This window comes from Streptomyces sp. NPDC056987 (genome assembly GCF_042673865.1).
GTDB lineage: Bacteria > Actinomycetota > Actinomycetes > Streptomycetales > Streptomycetaceae > Streptomyces.
This window is the reverse complement of record NZ_JBHURV010000011.1, coordinates 212954-230898: the sequence shown is the minus strand read 5'-3', so window position 1 is coordinate 230898 and position 17945 is coordinate 212954. Positions and strand designations below refer to the sequence as shown.

Genomic DNA, 17945 nt, shown 5'->3' with positions numbered 1-17945 from the left:
GCTCCGCCGACCCCGGCGGAGCCCTCCGCGCGTCATGGCTGACCGCACGTCAGGCGTGATGTCCGTCACGCCACTTGAACGTGACATTGATGTCAAGGATTAGCTTTGCGGCGTCCTCGACCGAACGCCGGACGAGGGCGGTGAGAAAGGAAACCGTGATGAGCACAGCCCTGGGGTACCGGACCTTCGGTGGCGCCGACGTCCAGGAGTTCTTCGACCGGCCCGAGCCGTTGCCCGGACCGCTCGAAGTCCTCGTCCGCGTCGCGGCCGCGGGAGTCAACCCGCTCGATCATCTGCTCCGGTCCGGATACGTCCAGGAATTGAACGGCCATGTGCCCTTCCCGCAGGTCCTGGGCATGGAAGCGGCCGGGACCGTCCTCGCGGTGGGGGCCGAGGTGACCGGCCTGGCCGTCGGCGACCGGGTCACCGGATTCGCCTTGACCGGCGCCGGCACATACGCGGGGACGACGCTGTTGGCAGCCGAGTCGACGGCCCGTATCCCCGACACGCTGTCGGAGACCTGGGCGGCGACCATCCCCGTCGCCGGCACCACCGCGCTCGACATCCTGGACCAACTCGCGTTGCCCGCCGGGGCGTCGCTGCTCGTGAACGGCGTCGGCGGCGGCGTCGGCGTTCCCCTCGCCCAGCTCGCGCGGGACCGGGGCCTGGTCGTGGTCGGCACCGGCAGCGCGGCCAAGCGGGAGCGCGCGACGGCGACCGGCGCGGCCTTCGTCGACTACACCGCGGGCGATGTCGTGGCCCGGCTCCGGGCGCAGGCCCCGGACGGCTTCGACGCCGTGGTCGACACGGTCGGCGGTGACTCCTTGCGGAGCGTCGCCCCACTGGCGGCGAAGCCGGACGCGCTCATCTCCGCCGCGGACCCGTCGGTCACCGAGCTCGGCGGCGCCACGGTCCACCGCCGTCTCGACCGGAGCGGTCTTGAGCGTGTCGCCGGGCTGATGGCCGCCGGACGGCTCGATCCCCACATCACGGGGACCTATCCGCTGGCGCGGGCCGAAGAGGCGCTGGCGCTCGTCGAGTCGGGCCACGCGTCGGGCAAGCTCGTCATCGACATGCGGCTCTGACCGCACCCCGCGCGGAGGCGACCACCCTCAGCGGGCACAGGAAGAGGGCCGCCCCGGCCCGCCGAGCCGGTACCGGGTGTTGGCCTCGATCAAGGCGTTCAAGGAGTCCCGGGTCTCGACGAGCCGGGTGATGTCGGCGGTCAGACGGTCCCGTTCCCTGACCATCGTGCCGAACGCTTCCTCGGCGACGCCGGCCTCGCCGCTGTCCACACAGGGCAGCAACTGGGCGATCACCCTGCTCCCCAGTCCCGCGTCGAGCAGCCGCCGGATGAGATGGACCCGTGCGACCTCCGGCCCGGCGTAGTGTCGCTGCCCACCGCCGGACCGCGTGCTGTGGATCAGACCCTGCTGCTCGTAGTACCGCAGTGACCGGGCGCTGGCCCCCGTCAGCCGGGCCAGTTCTCCGATCCGTATGGTCGGCGGGGGAGACGTCGAGGTCACGGCGCATCCCTTCCGCGCATCAGCCAGTACCGCATGGCCACAGCTTAGCCAGCCCGTGGCCCGCGGTACCCCACTCGCCTTCCCACGGGCGCACGGGTGCCAACGCCTCCCGCGCGGGCCGCCGTTGCCCCGCCCTCAACCGAACAAAGGACGATCCCTCGTGGCATCCACCGCCCTCACCGCCGACCAGGCCAACGCCCGGCTGCACGAACTGACCGTCGTCGACGTGCGCACCCCCGGCGAATACGCCACCGGCCACTTGCCCGGCGCCCACAACGTTCCCCTCGACCACCTCGATACCGCGCTGCCCGCCCTGAAGACCGCCGCCGGCCGCGGCGATCTCCTCATCGTGTGCGCCTCGGGCGCCCGCTCCGCGACCGCCTGCCTGCGGCTGGCCGATCAAGGCATCACCGCTGCCACGCTCGCCGGGGGCACCACCGCCTGGACCCAGCTCGGTCACGACACCCACCGCCCCGCCGGCACCCGCACCCCCTGGGCCATGGAGCGCCAGGTCCGCCTCACCGCCGGGCTCCTTGTCCTGGCCGGCCTGGCCGCCGGACGGAACTGGGGTAGGGCGCGCTGGCTGTCCGCGGGCGTCGCCGGCGGCCTGGTCGTTTCCGCCGTGACCGACACCTGTGGCATGGCCGCGGTGCTCGCCAGGCTTCCCCACAACCAGCCCAGGGCAGCCGACCTGGAGGCCACCCTCGCCGCCCTGACCGCCTGACGCCACCACACCCACGAGGGAAACCGCCCGGGACAGCGGGGCCAGGGCTCTCAGCCGAGCTGGGTGGGCACGACCGTCAGCTCGGCGATGTTGACCCGGGCCGGCGCCGCCACCGAGTAGGTGATCGCGTCGGCCACGTCGTCGGCGGTGATGGGCGTGATCGCCGACCGCATCTCGTCCAGCCCCACCCGGGTGGCCTCGTGTGCCATGGAATCGCCGAGTTCGGTGAGGGCGAACCCCGGGTCGACGGACCGCACCCGTACGCCGCGGGGCCCGAGCGAGGCGCGCAGGTTGCGGGTCAGCTGGGTGACCGCGGCCTTGGTCGCACCGTAGACCGGGTAGTCGGCGAAGATCACCTCGGCCGCGATGGAGCCGATGTTCACCAGGTCCGCGGCCCGCCCGGCGTCCGCCGCGGCGAGAAGGTCGTCGACGAAGACCCGGCCGGTCGCCAGGAGTCCCCGGAGATTCACGTCGATCATCTGGTCCCACTCGGCGGTGTCCGCCACGTCGAACGGCGCTCCGAGCATCACCCCGGCATTGGCGACGACCAGGTCGGGGCTGCCCAGGGAGCCACGGATCGTCGCCGCGGCGGCCGCCAGCGCGCCGGGGTCGGTGACGTCGACGGCGAGGGGCAGGACCTCCGCGGAGCCTTCCTCGCGCAGGCTCGCGGCGAGATAGTCCAGGCGCGAGGACCGCCGGCCGAGCAGAGCGACCGCCGCTCCGGCCGAGGCGAAGCGGCGTGCGGTCGCGGCGCCGATCCCGGCGGTTGCCCCGGTGATCACCGCGACCCGGCCGGCGAGCAACCCCGCGGACACACCGGGAGCCGACAAGGAGATGTTCTCTGAAAGGTTCTTCGTCATGAGACCGAGCTTGTCCGCTGCGCCGGAGGCCGGCCAGGCCGCTCCCTACCGGGGTGCGCCACCCCCAGGCAGCCGGTCACGCCCGCATCCGACGTCGCGGCGGACGCTGCGGGAGGTGCCGTGGTCCAGGGCCTGGAATCGTCCGGTGCCCAAGGACATCTCCCCCGACCTGCTCGTGGCCGACCCGGACCCCGCCTGGGCCGACCGGGGCAAGGCGCTCACCGACCGGCTGTACGAACTGCTCGACCCGCTCGCGCTGCACGTCGAACACATCGGCAGTACCGCGGTGCCCGGCATGGCGGCCAAGCCCGTGTTCGACGTGCAGGTCAGCGTCCGCGGCCTCCGGGAGGCCGAGGGTGCGTTCGCCGGGCCGCTGGACGGCCAGGGCTTCGAGCTCGCACCGTACCGCCAGGACCATGTCCCGGCCGGCAGCGACGACGATCCGGCGCACTGGACCAAGCTGCTGTGGATCCGGCGCGGCCACCGCGAACCGGACGTCAACCTCCATGTCCGGGTGGCCGGTTCACCCAACGAACGACTGGCTCTCCTCTTCCGCGACTGGCTGCGGGCCCACCCCGAGGCGGTGCCGGCCTACACGCGCTTCAAGCAGGTGCTCGCCGGGGCCGTTCCCGACCTCGCCACCTACGCCGATGTCAAGGATCCCGTCGTCGATCTCGTCGTCGCCGTCGCCGAACCCTGGGCGCGGGACACGGGCTGGCAGCCGTCCGCCACGATGACCGGCAGACCCTAGACCGGCCCGCCCCCGTACGAACCGGCCCCCCGGTCACCGTACCCGTGGAGGGTGAGCCGCATGGTGCGTGCGCCGGAGGCATGGCGCTGGTTGAACTCGGCCATGCCGCCCGGGGAGAGTCCGCCCCGGCACGCGAGATGCTGCTCGGTGACGGCGTCCTCGTCCTTCAGCCCCGCCGTCGAGAGATCGGAGGCGGGGACGCCGCAGACCGCGGCGATCCGTTCGACCGCCTCGAAGGTGGTGTATCCGCGCTTGCGTAGCCGCAGATACTGGAAAGGAGCGTCCTCGCCGTCCCGTACGGGCAGGACCATGCTCTCCTGGACCACGAAGTCGGTGTCGCGAGCCTTGAGAATGGGGTGCTCCACGGTCACTCCGTTCCTTTCGTCCTGCCGGATCCGCCCGGGCCGGTGCGGACGCGTACCTCCTCTCCCGTGTCCTCGCCGACTGGGACGACGAGAGCGCCGTACGGATCCTGCGGACCTGCGCGGCAGCCGTCCCCGACACCGGCCGGGTCCTGGTCGCCGAGCGGGTGCTCCCGGGCGACCCGGCGCCCGGTACGCCGGAGAGCGCCGAGGACGTGGCCGAGACCCGCCGGCTGACCTCGCACGACCTGCGCGCGTCCGGCCGCCTGCCGGGGGGAGCCACCGTCATGGAGTTCCGTCCCGAAGGGAACGTCAGCCCAGAAAATCCATCAGGCGCCCGTTCAACTGCCGGGGCGCGGTGAGCGGCAGGGAGCGGTGGGTGGCTCCGGGGAGCACTGCCACCTCGCCGTACGGGAGCGTCCTGCGGGCGCGTTCGGCGAAGGAGCGGGCGCGCGGGCCTCGCTCGGGCGTATCAGCGTGGGCAGGGCGCGCAGCAGGTAGCCGGGCCGGAAGCCGGCGAAGACCTGGGTGGGGTCGACGAGGGCGAGGCGGTCGACCCGCTGCGGCGCGCGCAGCGCGTACCTGGCGGCCGGCCAGGCACCGTACGAGTGACAGCACAGCTGCGTGCGGGCGAGCCCGAGCCCGTCCAGCAGCGCGTCCAGCCAGGCCGTCAGATCGTCGGCGTCCCTCAACGGCGTTCCCCCGCGTTCGGTGCGGCCGGCGTCGCCCAGCAGATCGACCGCGTGGATCCGGTGGCGCTCGCCGAGGGCGGGGGCGTTGGCGAACCGGACCAGGCCGGTGGCGGATCCGCCGGGCAGCAGCACCACCGGGCTGCCGTCCGTCGGGCCGTACGAGTGGACCTGGGTGCGCCCGTACGGGGTGGCGACGTCGCGTTCCTCGGTGGACTCGGGCCGGCGGGCGCGCAGCGCGTCGTAGGCGAGGTCGAAGGCGAACAGGGACATGGGCATGCACCTCGTTGACGGATGACCCCGTCGGCGGGATCCGCCGGCGGATAGTCTGTGGCGCGCTCGGCGGCAGGCACGCTCATTCCCTGGCGGAAGGACATCCATGCGCACCCTGACCTTCGTCATCGGCACCGGTCGCAGTGGGTCGACCGCGCTCTCCCGCATCCTGGCCATGCACCCGGACGTGTTGAGCCTGAACGAGTACATGGCCTCCGTCGGAGCGACCGCCTTCCCCGAAGGGCGGCTGACCGGGGAGGAGTTCTGGCGGGCCCTGGCCACGCCCACACCGTATTTCGCGCAGATGCTCCGCAGCGGGCTGCCCATGCCGGAATTCCTGTACACCCGCGAGCCCGGGCGGCGGTACGACGTGTCCACCACGGGCATCCCGGGCCTGTCGCTGATGGTGCTCCCGCATCTCACGGACGATCCCGACGGGCTTCTCGACGAGTTGGAGGGCACGGTGGTCCGCTGGCCCGAACGCTCCCCGGCCGGCCACCACCGGGCGCTCTTCGGACATCTGTGCACCCGGCTGGGGCGGACCCATGTCGTGGAGCGCTCCGGCTACTCCACCGGCTGGGCCCCTCTCCTGCGCGAGGCGTTCCCCGAAGCGCGGTTCGTCCATCTGTTCCGCGACGGCCCCGACTGCGCGCTCTCGATGAGCCGCCACCCCGGCTACCGCGTGATCTGTCTGACGCGGGAGATCCTCCGCCGGTGCGAGGTCACTCGTCTCGACGAGCTGACCGATGCCCATGTACGGGCGCTTCCCCCCGCGTTGACGGCGCTGCTGGGCGAACGTTTCGATCCCGCCCTGGTGACCCATCACCCCATCCCCTTGCGGACCTTCGGCGCCCTGTGGTCCCAACTGGTCTCCGAGGGAACGGAATTCCTCGCCCGGCTGCCTGTCGGCCAGGGCACCACCCTCGCCTACGAAGACCTGTTGGACGACCCGTCCGCCGAACTGACCCGTATGGCCGGGTTCATCGGCGTCACCGCGCGGCCCGAGTGGCTCCGCTCCGCCGGCGCCCTCCTCCACTCCGGCCGCCGGGGTTCCGCGAACTCCCTGCCCGCTTCCGAACGTGCCGAGCTGGTGGCCGGTTGCGCACCCGGCACGAGCGTTCTGTCCATGGAGGGACCCCGCCCGCGACCGTCGTAGCCGGCGATGCCGAGGCAGGGCGAACCCGACGCCCCCGACTGCGGCTTGATGTCACCTACGCCCGGGGAGCCGGCGTGTCGCACACTGGTCGCCAAGCGCGATGTGGTCATGTCCATGCCTCAATGGAGAGGATGTCCGGTGGAAGGATGTAGGTTCACGCGGCGCTCGGTGCTGGCCGTGGCGGCCGGGGGGATCGCGGGTCTTGGTTCCGGGGCGTTCACCGCCACCGCCCGGGCGGCGACGGGATCGGTGGACAGGGAAGCGGCCGACCCGCCGACCGGGACGGTGCGCGTGTTCTGGCTCAGGCCCTCGGACGTGGCGAACGACTCGCGGTACCCCGACGGCATCACCGGCGTCATGCGGGAGTCACAGCGCTACTACCGCCAGGAACTCGGTGTGACGTTCAAGCTGAACGACCCGGCGGTGGAGGTGGTCCAGGGCAACCACCCGCGGGCCTGGTACGAGAACACGCCGAACGGCGGCGAGGCGTACTGGTGGGTGGTCTTCAACATGCAGCAGGAACTGATGGCCAGGTTCGGTCTCAGATCCCCGGACCCCCGCTGGCTGTGCGTCGGCGAAGTCAGCGCGGAGAAGGCGGGTGTCTCCGGCGGCGGCGGAGGCGCCGGCTGGGTGATCCTCAGCGGCCACGACGCCGACGGCGCCGCCGGGGTCAACGGCCCGATGAACCGGTGGTACGGCGGCATGGTGCACGAGTTGGGCCACGCCCTCGGCCTGCCCGACTCCTCGCAGACCGACGGCACGCCGATGTCCGGCTCGTTCTACGACTACCCGAACTGCCACTTCAGCCAGCAGCAGAAGGACAGGATCCGCAGCGGTCCCTACGGCGGCTTCCTGTCCTGAGCCCAGGACCGCGCCGCTCTCCCGGTGGGCTTCGTCGTAGCCGGTACGCGCGCAGGCACGGCTTCCGGTGGTCATGGAGTGTCGCGTTCGCCGACCACCACGACGGAAGACCGTGCCTGCCGCGTCATCCCGGCCCGGACCGATGCCCGGACCGATGCCCGGACCGAGGTGCTCAGTCCAGACCGATGCGCGCCCCGGGCCCGAGCGGCAGGTCGAACCCGTAGAAGACGCCCAGGATCGCGAGCCAGACGACCAGGAACGGCACGACGAAGATCGACAGTCGCGAGATGAGCGTGCCCAGGCGTGCGTCCGGTTCGTACTGGCGCAGCAGTGCCAGGGTCAGGAACACGTAGGGGTTCATCGGTGTGATGATCCCGGTGGCGGAGTCGCCGATGCGGAACGCGGCCTGGCTGAGGGCCGGGCTCATGCCCAGGAGCATGAAGGCCGGGACGAACACGGGACCGACCAGCGACCACAGGGCCGACCCGGAGACGATGAACAGGTTGAGGACGGACACCAGGAGGACGAAGCCGGCCACCACCCAGAAGCCGGTCAGACCGATCGATTCGAGACCGGCGGCGGCCTTCACGGCGAGGAGCACGCCCACGTTGGACCAGTTGAAGAGCGCGATGACCTGGGCGGCGACGAACATGAGGACGAGGTAGCCCGACATGGTCTTCACGGAGTCGGACATGGCGGTCACCACGCTCTCCGAGCCCGTCAGCGCCCTGACCGTGATTCCGTAGGTCAGTCCGGCCAGCATGAACGCCCCGAACAGCACGGGGACGATGCCGGTGAGCAGTGGTGACGGGACCAACGCCCCGGCCTCACCGCGTAGCGGACCCCCCTCGGGCAGCCACAGGAGGAGGACCACCACCGCGTAGACCACGACGACCAGGGCGGTCAGCAGCAGCCCCCGCCGCTGGGCCGGAGTGAGAGCGAGGTTCTGCTCCGCCGGTTCGTCCGCGGAGGCCCGGTACGGGCCGAGGCGCGGCTCCAGGACGCGGCTGATGAGGAAACCGCCCAGAAGTCCGAGGACAAGGCTGCTGGCCGCGGTGAAGTAGTAGTTGACCAGCAGGTTCAGGTGCTGGTCCGCGCCGCCCGGCAGGACGGAGGCCGCCTGCTGGGTGATGCCGACGTAGAGGGCGTCCAGCGAACCGAGGGTGAAGCCCGCGGCGTAACCGGCGCCGACGCACGCGAAACCGCCGATCAGACCGGCCACGGGGTGGCGCCCCGCGCTCTTGAACACCACGGCCGCCAGGGGCGGCAGCACGATGGAGGCGACATCGCTCATCATGTGCGCCTGGCAGGCGACCAGCGCCACCAGATAGGGCAGGAGCGCGCGCGGCGCGCGGGCCAGGGTGGCCCGCATGACGGTTTCCAGGAGGCCGGTCTTCTCCGCGACACCCACCGCCATGATCATGAGCAGTACGGCGGCGACGGGCGGGAACGTGGCGAAGTTGGGGACGAAGTTCTCCAGCAGCCAGCGGATGCCCTCGCCGGTGAACAGCCCGCCGACCTTCTTGGTCTCGTCGACTCCGGGCACCGTGACCGACACGTCGGCCAGGGCGAGCGCGGTGGAGACGACGGCCAGCAGGACGAAGAGTCCGGTGAACAGGAGAATCGGGTTGGGCAGGGCGTTGCCGGCCCGCTCGATCAGGGACAGCAGCCGGTCGATGCCACGGGGCCCGCCCGGGGCCGGGGCCTCACGCTCCCGGGCCGGCACAGGAGTCGGTGCCGGCATCATGGCCGCCCTGCGGCAGGGGTGCCCGGGTGCAGCGAACCCTTGCGGACGACACCGTCCTGGATCACACACACGATGTGGGCGGGATCGCCCAGCACACCGATGTCGGTGAGCGGATCCCCGTCGCACACGACGAGGTCCGCGACACGGCCGGCCGTCAGGCTGCCCAGCCGGTCGGCCACACCGAGCAGTTCGGCGGAAGTGCGGGTACCGGCGACGATGGCGTCCATCGGATCCATCCCCAGGTCCACGAGATAGCTCAGCTCCATCAGGTTCACCCCGTGCGGACCGACGGCGGCGTCGGTGCCGAGCGCGATCCGGGCACCCCGCTCGATGGCGTGGGCGATGTTCGTCTTGGTGATGCCGGACCAGCGGACCTTCTTCTGGTAGTGGTAGTCGGGCATCGTGTCCTTGTTGATGCCCGCGTACACCGTGGAGAGCGTGGGGACGACGAAGGCGTCGCGCTCGGCGAGCAGGTCCAGCGCCCGGTCGTCGAGGCCGTAACCGTGCTCGATGCTCGTGACGCCGGCGCGCAGGGCGTTGAGGATGCCCGCGTTGCCCTGGGCGTGTGCCGCGACCGGCTTGCCACCGTGCCGCCGGGCCTCGTCCACGACCGCGCGGATCTCCTCCTCCAGCAGGCCCTCGTCGTCGGGCTGGTCGTACGGGCTGCCCATGCCGCCGGTGGCGCAGACCTTGATCAGGTCGGCGCCCTCGCGCAGCACCCGCCGTACGGCGAGCCTCGCCTCGTCGGCGGTGTCGGTGATCTCCGACATGCCCGCGGTCAGGTCGGTGCCGTCGGGCAGGCGCAGATCGGCGTGGCCGCCGGTGTGACTGAGGATCCGCACGGCGGTGTGCAGCCGCGGGCCGACGATCCGCCCGGTCTCGACCGCCGTGCGGTACCCCGCGGACAGACCTCCCAGGTCCCGGGCGCTGGTGATACCGGCGTCGAGTGTCTGCCGCATCCGGGCGACGGTGTCGAGGGTCACGAGGACCCGGTCCAGTTCCGCGCGGCGGTGGGGCGGGGAACCATGCGCGTAGGACAGGTGGACGTGGCAGTCGAAGAAGCCGGGCAGTACCGTGCGGCCGCCGGCGTCGAGGACGCGGACCGGATCGGCCTGGCCGGTCACCGGCGGCGCGGTGGCCGCGGGTCCGGCGTAGGTGATGACTCCCTCGGCGTCGACGAGGATGACGGCGTCGTCCACGGGGGACGAACCTGTGCCGTCGATGAGCCGGGCGTTGTGGATCCTCAGCGGGGTCCGGGACGCGTTCTGTGTCATAGCATCCGACATCGGGAGACACTCCTCAAGCGATGGAGAGTGGGCGAGGAGAGTGTGGAATGCACATGAAAACCCGGTGTCACAACGCAGTTTCCGTACCGAATTCGTTCCTGTACGCAGAGAAGTGCCACCCCTGAGTGCGCAGGATAGTGCCGTGACGGAGCTCGACGAGCTGGATCGCGGCCTCGTACACGCCCTGCAGATCCACCCCCGGGCCCCCTGGACACTGATCGGCGAGGTGCTCGGGATCAACCCGGTCACCGTCGCGCGACGGTGGAACCGCCTCACCGGGGCGGGCCTGGCGTGGGTGACCGCCTATCCCCGGGTCTCCAACACGCGGGCCGTCGTGACCGGTGTGATCGAGGTGGACACCGAGCCGGGCGCCGCCGAGGACGTCGCGTGGGCCCTGGCCGCCCACCCCTCCATGCCGAACATCAAACTCACGGCCGGCGGCCGGGACATCGTGGCCACCGTGCAGACCATGAGCCTCGACGAACTGGCCCGCCTCACCACCTCGCAGTTCCAGCGCACGCCGGGAGTGAGGGCCACCCGTACCCATGTGTCCACCGGCGTTCCCACCGAGGGGAGCCAGTGGCGTCTGCGCAGCCTGGACAGCACGCAGAGCGCACGCATCGAGGCCGCCCTCCCCCCGGTCCACCGGGCCGAACCGGTCACCGGGGCGGGCTGGGACTCCCTCGACGCCCACCTGCTGGAACTGCTGAGCGCGGACGGCCGCATGTCGCTGCGCGAACTGTCCGCGCGGACCGACGCCGGTATCTCCACGGTGCGCCGCCGTCTGCACTCCCTGCTCGCCTCGCGCCTCAACCTGCGCTGCGACCTCGCCCGGCCCCTGTCCGGATGGCCGCTGTCCGCCGTGTACTTCGCCTCCGTTCCCGGCAGGTACCTGGACGAGACCAGCCGGATCCTGGCCGGTGTACGCGAGGTCCGCTCCTGCTTCATCGCCGCCGGCCCGCACACCCTGGTGATCGACGTCTGGCTACGGGTCCTGAGCGATGTGCACGCCTTCGAGGCCCACCTCTCCCGGCAACTGCCCCGGCTCACCGTCGACGACCGCTCGGTGGTGCTGCGCACGGTCAAGCACATGGGCAGGCTGCTGGGCCACGACGGCACCTGCGTGGGGGTCGTGCCGCTCCGGCACCCCGCGAGCGCACACCCGGTCGCCCCCCGGCACCAGGAGCCGTAGGGCCTGTCGTGAGCGCGACCGAGGTCGCGGACGGTCCAGGGAACACGTAGAGCCCCTCGCTCCGTGCCCCGCTCCTTCCCTCGCTCCTTTGTGTGGATCGATCTCTTCCCAACCGGGAACTTTTGTGTACCGTACTTAGTACGACCAGGCTCGTGGCTGGAGGTACACATGTCGATCGACACCGGTGAGGCAGCTTTCACAGGCGTCACCCAGAGCGCCGGAGCCCCACCTTCCGGTGTGCTCGAACTGGAGGTGGTGCAGCTGAGAAGGGAGTCCGACGGTGTGCTGTCGGTGACGCTGGCCGATCCCGAGCGCCGGCTTCTGCCGGCCTGGACGCCGGGCGCGCACATCGATCTGTGGCTGCCCGACCAGGTACGGCAGTACTCGCTGTGCGGCGATCCGGCCGAGCGCCGCGCGTACCGGGTGGCCGTCCTGCGTGAGGAGGCGTCCCGGGGCGGATCGGCCTATGTCCACGACGCGCTGCGGCCCGGCGAACTGGTCGAGGTGGGCGGGCCGCGCAACAACTTTCCGCTGGTCCCGGCGGAGGAGTACCTCTTCGTGGCGGGGGGCATCGGCATCACACCGCTGCTGCCGATGATCGCGGCGGCGGGGGAGAACTGGCGGCTGCTCTACGGCGGCCGCACCCGTCGCTCCATGGCCTTCACCGGCCGTCTTGGGAGCGATCCGCGGGTCCTGGTGCGCCCGCAGGACGTGTACGGAGTGCTCGACCTGGCCGGAGCCCTGGGGGAGCCGCGTCCGGGAGTGGCCGTGTACTGCTGCGGTCCGGAGCCGCTGATCGCGGCGATGGAGGCCGCCTGCGCCGCGTGGCCGGCCGGCACCCTGCACGTCGAGCGGTTCTCCGCCGCCGCCATCGACACCAGCGGCGACGTGGCCTTCCACGTGGTCGCGCGGCGCAGCAACACCCGGCTCCCGGTGCCCGCGGGCGAGAGCGTCCTCGACGTCCTGGAGACCGCCGGGATCGAGGTGCCCAACGCCTGCCGCGACGGCATCTGCGGCAGCTGCGAGACCCGGGTCCTGTCCGGGCTTCCCGAGCACCGCGACACCCTGACGGATCCGGGGGTGACCGACCGGGTCCTGCCCTGCGTCTCCCGCGCCCGTACCGCCGAACTCGTCCTCGATCTCTGACGGGCCGCCCCGTACGACCGCCCCATCCGGCCGCCCGCCCCGAACCGCCCCCTCGAAAGGCATTCCTGTGACCGAGCTGAGCAACCGGGCCTCCGACGACGGTCCCGGCACCGCCGGGCCCACCCCCGATCCGGCCGTCGCGGCGGCGACCACCCCCGGCGAACCGGCCGTCGCGGCGGCGTCCGACCCGGCCGAGGCGGAGGCTCCGCGCCGCCCCGCGCGCCGGCGCGGCACACCGGCCGCGCCGGAACTGCCCCCCGGGCCGCCCGTGCAGGCCGGCGCCGACTGGGGCTCCTGGGCCACCTACGACGCCGCCGAACTCGGCTTCCGCGACTACTGGTACCCGACGCTCTTCGCCCACCAGGTCGGCCGTAAACCCGTCCCTGTGACGGTGGCCGGAGAGAAGATCGTGCTGGTCCGCGACGAGACCACGAACACGGTCCGCGCCCTGCACGACCGCTGTCCGCACCGCGGAGTACCGCTCTCGCTGGGCCGCCGGCAGTTCGACGGCACCATCAGCTGCCCCTACCACGGCTGGACCTACGACCTGACCGACGGCAGGCTCTGCGCCGTCATCACCGACGGGCCCAGCTCGCCGATCTGCGGCAAGGTCAAGGTCGCCACGTACCACGTGGCCGAGCGCCTGGGCCTGGTCTTCGTCTACATCGGGGATGTCCCGGCGGGGGAGGAGCCGCCGCCGGTCGAGCGGGACATCCCGGCGGAACTCAACGACAACTCCCTGGTCCTGGGCGGGCGGACCGAGATACGGGACGGCAACTGGCGGTTCGCCGCCGAGAACGGCTTCGACGAGGGCCATGCCAAATACCTGCACAACACCGCGCTCTGGCGGCTCTTCAAGGTCATGCCGACCTGGAACATGACCCGGATCGTGGAGAAGGACGGCTGGCTGATCCGCGTGCAGGACGAGGTGCACTGGGACGCCGAGTTCCCCGGCGTCGGCACCTTCACCAACAAGCGCTGGTGGAAGCGGATGCCCCTGCCCGACCGGCCCGGCAAGAACGGCGACGCCAACCCCGTCATCGCCGCCCTGGACCTGCCCGGCTTCGTGTCGATCCGGCTGCCCGGCCTGCTGCGCGTCGCCTACCCGCAGTTCATCCACTACGAGTGGTACGTGCCGGTCGACGCCGACCACGTCCGGTACGTCCAGCTCATGGTGCGGTTCGAGACCGGCCGCAAGGCGCTGGCGTTCAAGGCGAAGTACCTCACGGCGATCCGCTGGCTCTTCCACGGGCAGTTCACCGCGCAGGACGCCTGGATGGTCGATGTGATGGACGCCCCGCCGGAGCGCCTGTACCGGCCGGACCTGTCGCTGACGGCGTGGCGCCGGCACATCGAGCAGACCGGCCCCGTCGTCCAGCCGGCCGAGAAACGCCGAGGGCACTGATGCCCGGCTCCCGCCGCCCCGGCCTGCACCACACCAGGCTCGGCCCGGCGGACACCGTCCCGACCGTCGTGCTGCACGGTGGCGGGCCGGGCTGCCACTCCGCCGCGGACTTCGCCGCGGTGCTCGCCCTGCGCCCCCGCCGGGCCTGGCTCTGTGTCGACCTGCCCCGCTACGGCCGTTCACCCCTGCCAGGACCGGGGCTGCCGCCCGGCCGGTTCTCCGGACCCGCGGCCGCGCTCGCCGGTCTGCTCGACGGCATCGGCCGCCCCGTGAACATCCTCGCGCAGTCCCTCGGCGGCGCGGTCGCGCTCGCGCTCGCCGCGCGCCGGCCCGAACTGGTGGCACGGATCGTGCTGATCGGCAGCACCCCGGCCGCCTTCCGCGGTGTGCGCACGGACCCGGGGCTCGGCGCCCGGCTGCGCGACGCGCTGTACGCCGATCCCGGACCCGCCCGGATGCGCGCGCTCATGGAGGGCGCCGAATGGCATCGCTCCACACCGCCGGAGGAACTCGTCGCCGGGCGCCTGCGGGCGGCCACCACGGCGACGGCGCTCGCCGTCGCGACCGATCCGGCGGCCCGCGGCACCGACGAGGACCTGGGCCCCCTCCTCGGAACCGTCACCGCCCCGACGCTGGCGGTCTGGGGGGCGCACGACCCCTTCTCCGAGCCCGCCTACGGGGCCGCGCTCGCCGGTGCGCTGCCCCACGGAGACCTGGTGGTTCTCGGCCGTACCGCGCACCATCCGCAGTCCGAACGCCCGGACGCCGTCGCCGCCCTGGCCGACGCGTTCCTCCCGGAGCCAGGCCGGGGAGGCGGGCCGATGTCCGCCTCCGCCCCGGCGAATCCGCCCGTCCCCCTACCGCAGGAGAACCCGTGACCCGTACCCGGCTGCTCGCCGCCTCCCTGGGCGCCGCCGCGCTCGCGACACTGATCGTCGCCGACCGGACCGTGATACGCCGCCGCTACGGCGCCGGCCTGCTCGCCAAGGCGGGCCGCGGCACCACCGTGCTGACCGTACGGCGGCCCGCGTGAGCGCCCCCCGGCCCCGCGCGACCGGGCTCGACGACGAGCGGCGCGCGTGGGTCGACGCCGCCCGGGCGCGTCTCGACCGCACCCGGATCACCGAACTGGTCGTCGGGATGGTGGACATCCCCAGCCCCACCGGCGAGGAGGCCGAGCTCGCCCGGCACCTCGCCGGCACCCTGACCGCGGCGGGGCTGCGCGGCCGCTACCAGGAGATCGACGACCGGCAGGGCAACGCGGTCGGCGTGCTTCCCGGCACCGGCGGAGGCGACGGCGTGCTGCTCTACGCGCCGATCGACACCTTCACCGTGGGCGACGAGGCCGAGGACGTCCCGTGGATCGGTGACGAGCTGCGCCCCGACATGCGTCCGCGCGCCGAGGTCCACGGCGACCATGTCCTGGGGCTCGGCGCCAGCAATCCGAAGGGGCACGGGGCGGCGGTGATCGCCGCCGCGGAGGCGCTCGCCGCCGCCGGAGTCCCCCTGGCCGGCGATGTCGTCGTCGGGCTGGGAGCGGGCGGGATGCCGACCAACGGCCGGACCGCCCGCGGACTGACCCGGCGCAACACCGGCCAGGGCGTCGGCTGCTCGTTCATGCTGGAGCAGGGCGTATGGGCCGACCACGCGATCATCGCCAAGCCCGGCTGGGCGGTCGCCTGGGAGGAGGTCGGGCTCTGCTGGTTCGAGGTGCGGGTGCGCGGCACCTTCTCCTACGTCGGCTCCCGGCACCGTATGCCGTACCGCAATCCGATCGCGCAGGCGGCCCGGGTCGTACAGGAACTGGAGGACTGGTTCCCGCGGTACGCCGCCCGGCACACGGACGGGCTGGTCGCCCCGCAGGGCATCGTGGCCGCGATCGAGGGCGGCTGGCCCCGGCTGGCGTCGGCCACCCCGGCGCTCTGCCGGTTCGTGGTGGACCTGCGGACGAACCCGCGCACCACTCCGGCGGAGGTACGGCGCGAGTTCGGGGCGGCGATCGACGGCATCCGGTCGGGATGTCCGGAGACCGACATCGAGTGGGACATGGTCCTGTCCATCCCCGGCACTTCCACCCCCGAGGACGCCCCGGTCGTACGGGCCGCGATCGCCGCCTGGGAGGAGACCGAGGGGCGTCCGCACGCGCCGATCACCGCCAACTCCGGTGCCACGGACGCGAACATCCTGCGCTCCCGGGGGCTGCCCACCGCTCGTATCGGCATGGACCGGATCGGTCCCGACGCTCCGATCCCGCTGGATTTCCCGGCCGGGATGAACACCGTCGACATCCGGGAGGCCGAGCGGCTCGCCCGCCATCTCATCCACACCGTCGTCGCCCTCGCCGGCCCCGCACGATGACGAGCCGGGGCAGCCGGGAACACCGGCTGCCCTTAGACTCGTCCGGAACGGATCAGACGCGGAAGTGGGCATGACACAGCGGAGTTCGAGCCAGAGACGTACAGCGAGTCTGACGCCCGGCAGGATCATCGAGGCGGCACTGCGCCTGTCCGACCACGAAGGCGGTCTGGACCGGCTCACCGTGCGCAGAATCGCATCCGAACTGGGCGTCGGGACCATGACGCTCTACAGCTACTTCCGCAGCCGCGACGAGATCCTCGACGGCATGGCCGACTACGTACTGGGCCGGATGCGGCTGCCGGCGGAGCCGCCGGCGGGCCCGGCCGAGGCGATGCGCGACGTCGGGCTCGCCTTCCTCGACATGATGGACGAACACCCGACCGTCATCCGGTTGTTCGGCAGCAGGGTCACCGACAGCCGCCCGGCGCTCCGGGGGGCGATGGAAGCCCCGCTGCAGCGGCTGGTCGACGCCGGCATCCCGGGCCCCCTCGCGGTGCGCTGCTACGGATTTCTGATCACCTACTCGATCGGATTCGCCACCTACCAGGCCCCCAGGCCCTGGGGCCGCGCGGCGGACGCCGACGCCGGAGACCGCGCCGAGCAGCGCCGGCAGCGCTCGCACGTCTACTCGGCGCTGCCCCGCGACCAGTTCCCGCGCCTGGTCGAACTCGCCGGCGAGCTCCCCGCCCTGCCCACGAACGAGCAGTACCTGGCCGGCCTGGAGGCGTTCATCGCCTCCGTCCTGTCCCGGCCGGACCTGTCGCCGCCCTAGGTGACGGCCGTCGCTCACTCGCGGGTGCGTGACCCGTCCCGCAGAAGGAACCGGCCGACGGCCTCCGCGAACAGGTCCGGCCGGTGGTCGACGGAAGGAACACCCGTACCCGGCAGGACTTCGGAGACCGCGCCCGGAATCGCCGCGAGGATCTTCGGCACGTCCGGCAGGGAGAAGGCGTCGAGTTCGCCGCAGAGCACCAGCGTGCGCGCGGTGACCGAGCCGATCCGGTCCTCCATCCGGTACCGGTTGACGGCGAGGTGTCCTTCCTCGACCCGGTCCAGCACCCGCAGGGCGTCGCGGACCAGGCGCTCCAGCAGGTCCGGCCGGTCGGCCGGATAGTAGGGGGCCCGGTTGTCCCAGAGCCGCTGGAGGTGCGAACCGTCGGCCGCGCGTTCGACATGGTCGATGGGCGGACGTCCCGTGGCGACCTGATGGCGGCGCGGCGCGTCGACGAAGGGCATGCCCGAGAGCACCAGCGCCCGTACCCGGTCGGGCGCGGCCGCCGCCACCTCGGTCGCGACCACACCGCCGGTGTGATGCCCGACGAGCGCGACCTGCTCCAGGCCCAGCGCGTCGCACAGGTCGAGCACGGCCCGCGCGAAGAGTTCCACGCTCCACTCCTCGGTGGGGCGGGCCGACATGCCGAATCCGGGAGTGTCCAGGGCGATGGCGCGGAACCTCCGCCCGAGCAGGGGCAGGACGTCCCGGTACTCGTCCCAGGACCGGGGTGTCTGGTGGAGCAGGAGCACCGGCTCTGCGGTTCCCTCCTCCACGTAGTGGAGCTGGCCGAACCGGCTGTCGGCGAAATGGTGGCGCATCTGTTCTCCCGGGACG

19 protein-coding genes and 1 pseudogene are annotated in these 17945 nt (G+C 72.3%); 13 read left to right on the top strand and 7 right to left on the bottom strand.

From position 1 onward, the window contains the following. Nucleotides 1–158 precede the first annotated feature (158 nt). On the top strand, nucleotides 159–1085 hold the full coding sequence (locus ACFTZC_RS16055) for an NADP-dependent oxidoreductase (protein WP_382890000.1): 927 nt from the start codon (nucleotides 159–161) through the stop codon (nucleotides 1083–1085). Nucleotides 1086–1112: 27 nt separating this feature from the next. Here the strand turns inward: ACFTZC_RS16055 and ACFTZC_RS16050 are convergent, their stop codons facing one another. Then, the gene (locus ACFTZC_RS16050) at nucleotides 1113–1526 is read right to left on the bottom strand and encodes a MerR family transcriptional regulator (RefSeq protein ID WP_382889998.1); all 414 of its coding nucleotides are present in this window, start codon (nucleotides 1524–1526) and stop codon (nucleotides 1113–1115) included. Between the two features lie 160 nt (nucleotides 1527–1686). Between ACFTZC_RS16050 and ACFTZC_RS16045 the strand changes: the two genes are divergently transcribed. After that, nucleotides 1687–2250, top strand: a complete 564-nt coding sequence (locus tag ACFTZC_RS16045; protein WP_382889996.1) for a rhodanese-like domain-containing protein — start codon at nucleotides 1687–1689, stop codon at nucleotides 2248–2250. A 50-nt stretch (nucleotides 2251–2300) separates the two neighbouring features. Here the strand turns inward: ACFTZC_RS16045 and ACFTZC_RS16040 are convergent, their stop codons facing one another. Further along, a complete protein-coding gene (locus ACFTZC_RS16040) occupies nucleotides 2301–3110 on the bottom strand; it encodes an SDR family oxidoreductase (protein WP_382889994.1) in 810 nt (269 codons plus the stop codon). 145 nt (nucleotides 3111–3255) lie between these two features. Here ACFTZC_RS16040 and ACFTZC_RS16035 point away from each other — a divergent pair, with 145 nt between their 5' ends. Continuing rightward, on the top strand, nucleotides 3256–3861 hold the full coding sequence (locus ACFTZC_RS16035) for a GrpB family protein (RefSeq protein WP_382889992.1): 606 nt from the start codon (nucleotides 3256–3258) through the stop codon (nucleotides 3859–3861). On the opposite strand, the gene truD is transcribed toward ACFTZC_RS16035, so the two are convergent. Further along, nucleotides 3858–4226 carry a tRNA pseudouridine(13) synthase TruD gene (gene truD, locus ACFTZC_RS16030; protein ID WP_382889990.1) on the bottom strand — a complete coding sequence of 123 codons (369 nt, stop codon included), beginning with the start codon at nucleotides 4224–4226 and terminating at the stop codon, nucleotides 3858–3860. The two genes, ACFTZC_RS16035 and truD, sit on opposite strands and share 4 nt — an antisense overlap. 53 nt (nucleotides 4227–4279) lie before the next feature. Here truD and ACFTZC_RS16025 point away from each other — a divergent pair. Continuing rightward, a pseudogene (locus ACFTZC_RS16025) lies at nucleotides 4280–4585 on the top strand (methyltransferase); the annotation flags it as partial. Here the strand turns inward: ACFTZC_RS16025 and ACFTZC_RS16020 are convergent. Next, nucleotides 4565–5185 carry an alpha/beta fold hydrolase gene (locus ACFTZC_RS16020; protein WP_382889988.1) on the bottom strand — a complete coding sequence of 207 codons (621 nt, stop codon included), beginning with the start codon at nucleotides 5183–5185 and terminating at the stop codon, nucleotides 4565–4567. The pseudogene ACFTZC_RS16025 and the gene ACFTZC_RS16020 overlap by 21 nt on opposite strands. Nucleotides 5186–5291: 106 nt before the next feature. On the opposite strand from ACFTZC_RS16020, the gene ACFTZC_RS16015 reads away from it, so the two are divergent. Together ACFTZC_RS16015 and ACFTZC_RS16010 are read left to right on the top strand one after the other, a co-directional pair. Then, nucleotides 5292–6341, top strand: a complete 1050-nt coding sequence (locus ACFTZC_RS16015) for a sulfotransferase (RefSeq protein WP_382889986.1) — start codon at nucleotides 5292–5294, stop codon at nucleotides 6339–6341. A gap of 138 nt (nucleotides 6342–6479) precedes the next feature. Continuing rightward, entirely contained in the window at nucleotides 6480–7202 is a 723-nt protein-coding gene (locus tag ACFTZC_RS16010; RefSeq protein ID WP_382889984.1) for a hypothetical protein, read from the top strand. A gap of 172 nt (nucleotides 7203–7374) precedes the next feature. Here the strand turns inward: ACFTZC_RS16010 and ACFTZC_RS16005 are convergent, their stop codons facing one another. Both ACFTZC_RS16005 and ACFTZC_RS16000 read right to left on the bottom strand, forming a co-directional pair. After that, nucleotides 7375–8949 (bottom strand): AbgT family transporter, encoded by a 1575-nt coding sequence (locus ACFTZC_RS16005; protein WP_382889982.1) that lies wholly within the window; start codon nucleotides 8947–8949, stop codon nucleotides 7375–7377. Then, nucleotides 8946–10235 (bottom strand): amidohydrolase family protein, encoded by a 1290-nt coding sequence (locus ACFTZC_RS16000; RefSeq protein WP_382889980.1) that lies wholly within the window; start codon nucleotides 10233–10235, stop codon nucleotides 8946–8948. The genes ACFTZC_RS16005 and ACFTZC_RS16000 overlap by 4 nt, the downstream gene beginning before the upstream one ends. Nucleotides 10236–10377: 142 nt before the next feature. Here ACFTZC_RS16000 and ACFTZC_RS15995 point away from each other — a divergent pair, with 142 nt between their 5' ends. The 7 genes from ACFTZC_RS15995 (at nucleotide 10378) to ACFTZC_RS15965 (ending at nucleotide 17108) form a co-directional block, all read left to right on the top strand. After that, the gene (locus ACFTZC_RS15995) at nucleotides 10378–11427 is read left to right on the top strand and encodes an Lrp/AsnC family transcriptional regulator (RefSeq protein WP_382889977.1); all 1050 of its coding nucleotides are present in this window, start codon (nucleotides 10378–10380) and stop codon (nucleotides 11425–11427) included. Nucleotides 11428–11595: 168 nt separating this feature from the next. After that, nucleotides 11596–12573, top strand: a complete 978-nt coding sequence (locus tag ACFTZC_RS15990) for a PDR/VanB family oxidoreductase (RefSeq protein ID WP_382889975.1) — start codon at nucleotides 11596–11598, stop codon at nucleotides 12571–12573. A 67-nt stretch (nucleotides 12574–12640) separates the two neighbouring features. Next, complete coding sequence (locus ACFTZC_RS15985; protein ID WP_382889973.1) at nucleotides 12641–13978, top strand: Rieske 2Fe-2S domain-containing protein; 1338 nt, start codon at nucleotides 12641–12643, stop codon at nucleotides 13976–13978. Continuing rightward, the gene (locus tag ACFTZC_RS15980; RefSeq protein WP_382889971.1) at nucleotides 13978–14856 is read left to right on the top strand and encodes an alpha/beta fold hydrolase; all 879 of its coding nucleotides are present in this window, start codon (nucleotides 13978–13980) and stop codon (nucleotides 14854–14856) included. The genes ACFTZC_RS15985 and ACFTZC_RS15980 overlap by 1 nt, the downstream gene beginning before the upstream one ends. After that, on the top strand, nucleotides 14853–15011 hold the full coding sequence (locus tag ACFTZC_RS15975) for a hypothetical protein (RefSeq protein ID WP_382889969.1): 159 nt from the start codon (nucleotides 14853–14855) through the stop codon (nucleotides 15009–15011). The genes ACFTZC_RS15980 and ACFTZC_RS15975 overlap by 4 nt, the downstream gene beginning before the upstream one ends. After that, nucleotides 15008–16336 carry a M20 family metallopeptidase gene (locus tag ACFTZC_RS15970; protein ID WP_382889967.1) on the top strand — a complete coding sequence of 443 codons (1329 nt, stop codon included), beginning with the start codon at nucleotides 15008–15010 and terminating at the stop codon, nucleotides 16334–16336. The genes ACFTZC_RS15975 and ACFTZC_RS15970 overlap by 4 nt, the downstream gene beginning before the upstream one ends. 70 nt (nucleotides 16337–16406) lie before the next feature. After that, entirely contained in the window at nucleotides 16407–17108 is a 702-nt protein-coding gene (locus ACFTZC_RS15965) for a TetR/AcrR family transcriptional regulator (protein ID WP_382889965.1), read from the top strand. A 14-nt stretch (nucleotides 17109–17122) separates the two neighbouring features. On the opposite strand, the gene ACFTZC_RS15960 is transcribed toward ACFTZC_RS15965, so the two are convergent. Continuing rightward, the gene (locus ACFTZC_RS15960; protein ID WP_382889963.1) at nucleotides 17123–17929 is read right to left on the bottom strand and encodes an alpha/beta fold hydrolase; all 807 of its coding nucleotides are present in this window, start codon (nucleotides 17927–17929) and stop codon (nucleotides 17123–17125) included. Between the last annotated feature and the right edge of the window lie 16 nt (nucleotides 17930–17945).

Excerpts from the sequence above, each read along its gene's own strand:
- ACFTZC_RS16055 (WP_382890000.1), top strand. The coding sequence starts at position 159 with ATGAGCACAGCCCTGGGGTACCGGACCTTCGGTGGCGCCGACGTCCAG.
- ACFTZC_RS16040 (WP_382889994.1), bottom strand. The coding sequence starts at position 3,110 with ATGACGAAGAACCTTTCAGAGAACATCTCCTTGTCGGCTCCCGGTGTG.
- ACFTZC_RS16020 (WP_382889988.1), bottom strand. The coding sequence starts at position 5,185 with ATGTCCCTGTTCGCCTTCGACCTCGCCTACGACGCGCTGCGCGCCCGC.
- ACFTZC_RS16015 (WP_382889986.1), top strand. The coding sequence starts at position 5,292 with ATGCGCACCCTGACCTTCGTCATCGGCACCGGTCGCAGTGGGTCGACC.
- ACFTZC_RS16005 (WP_382889982.1), bottom strand. The coding sequence starts at position 8,949 with ATGATGCCGGCACCGACTCCTGTGCCGGCCCGGGAGCGTGAGGCCCCG.
- ACFTZC_RS16000 (WP_382889980.1), bottom strand. The coding sequence starts at position 10,235 with ATGTCGGATGCTATGACACAGAACGCGTCCCGGACCCCGCTGAGGATC.
- ACFTZC_RS15990 (WP_382889975.1), top strand. The coding sequence starts at position 11,596 with ATGTCGATCGACACCGGTGAGGCAGCTTTCACAGGCGTCACCCAGAGC.
- ACFTZC_RS15980 (WP_382889971.1), top strand. The coding sequence starts at position 13,978 with ATGCCCGGCTCCCGCCGCCCCGGCCTGCACCACACCAGGCTCGGCCCG.
- ACFTZC_RS15965 (WP_382889965.1), top strand. The coding sequence starts at position 16,407 with ATGACACAGCGGAGTTCGAGCCAGAGACGTACAGCGAGTCTGACGCCC.
- ACFTZC_RS15960 (WP_382889963.1), bottom strand. The coding sequence starts at position 17,929 with ATGCGCCACCATTTCGCCGACAGCCGGTTCGGCCAGCTCCACTACGTG.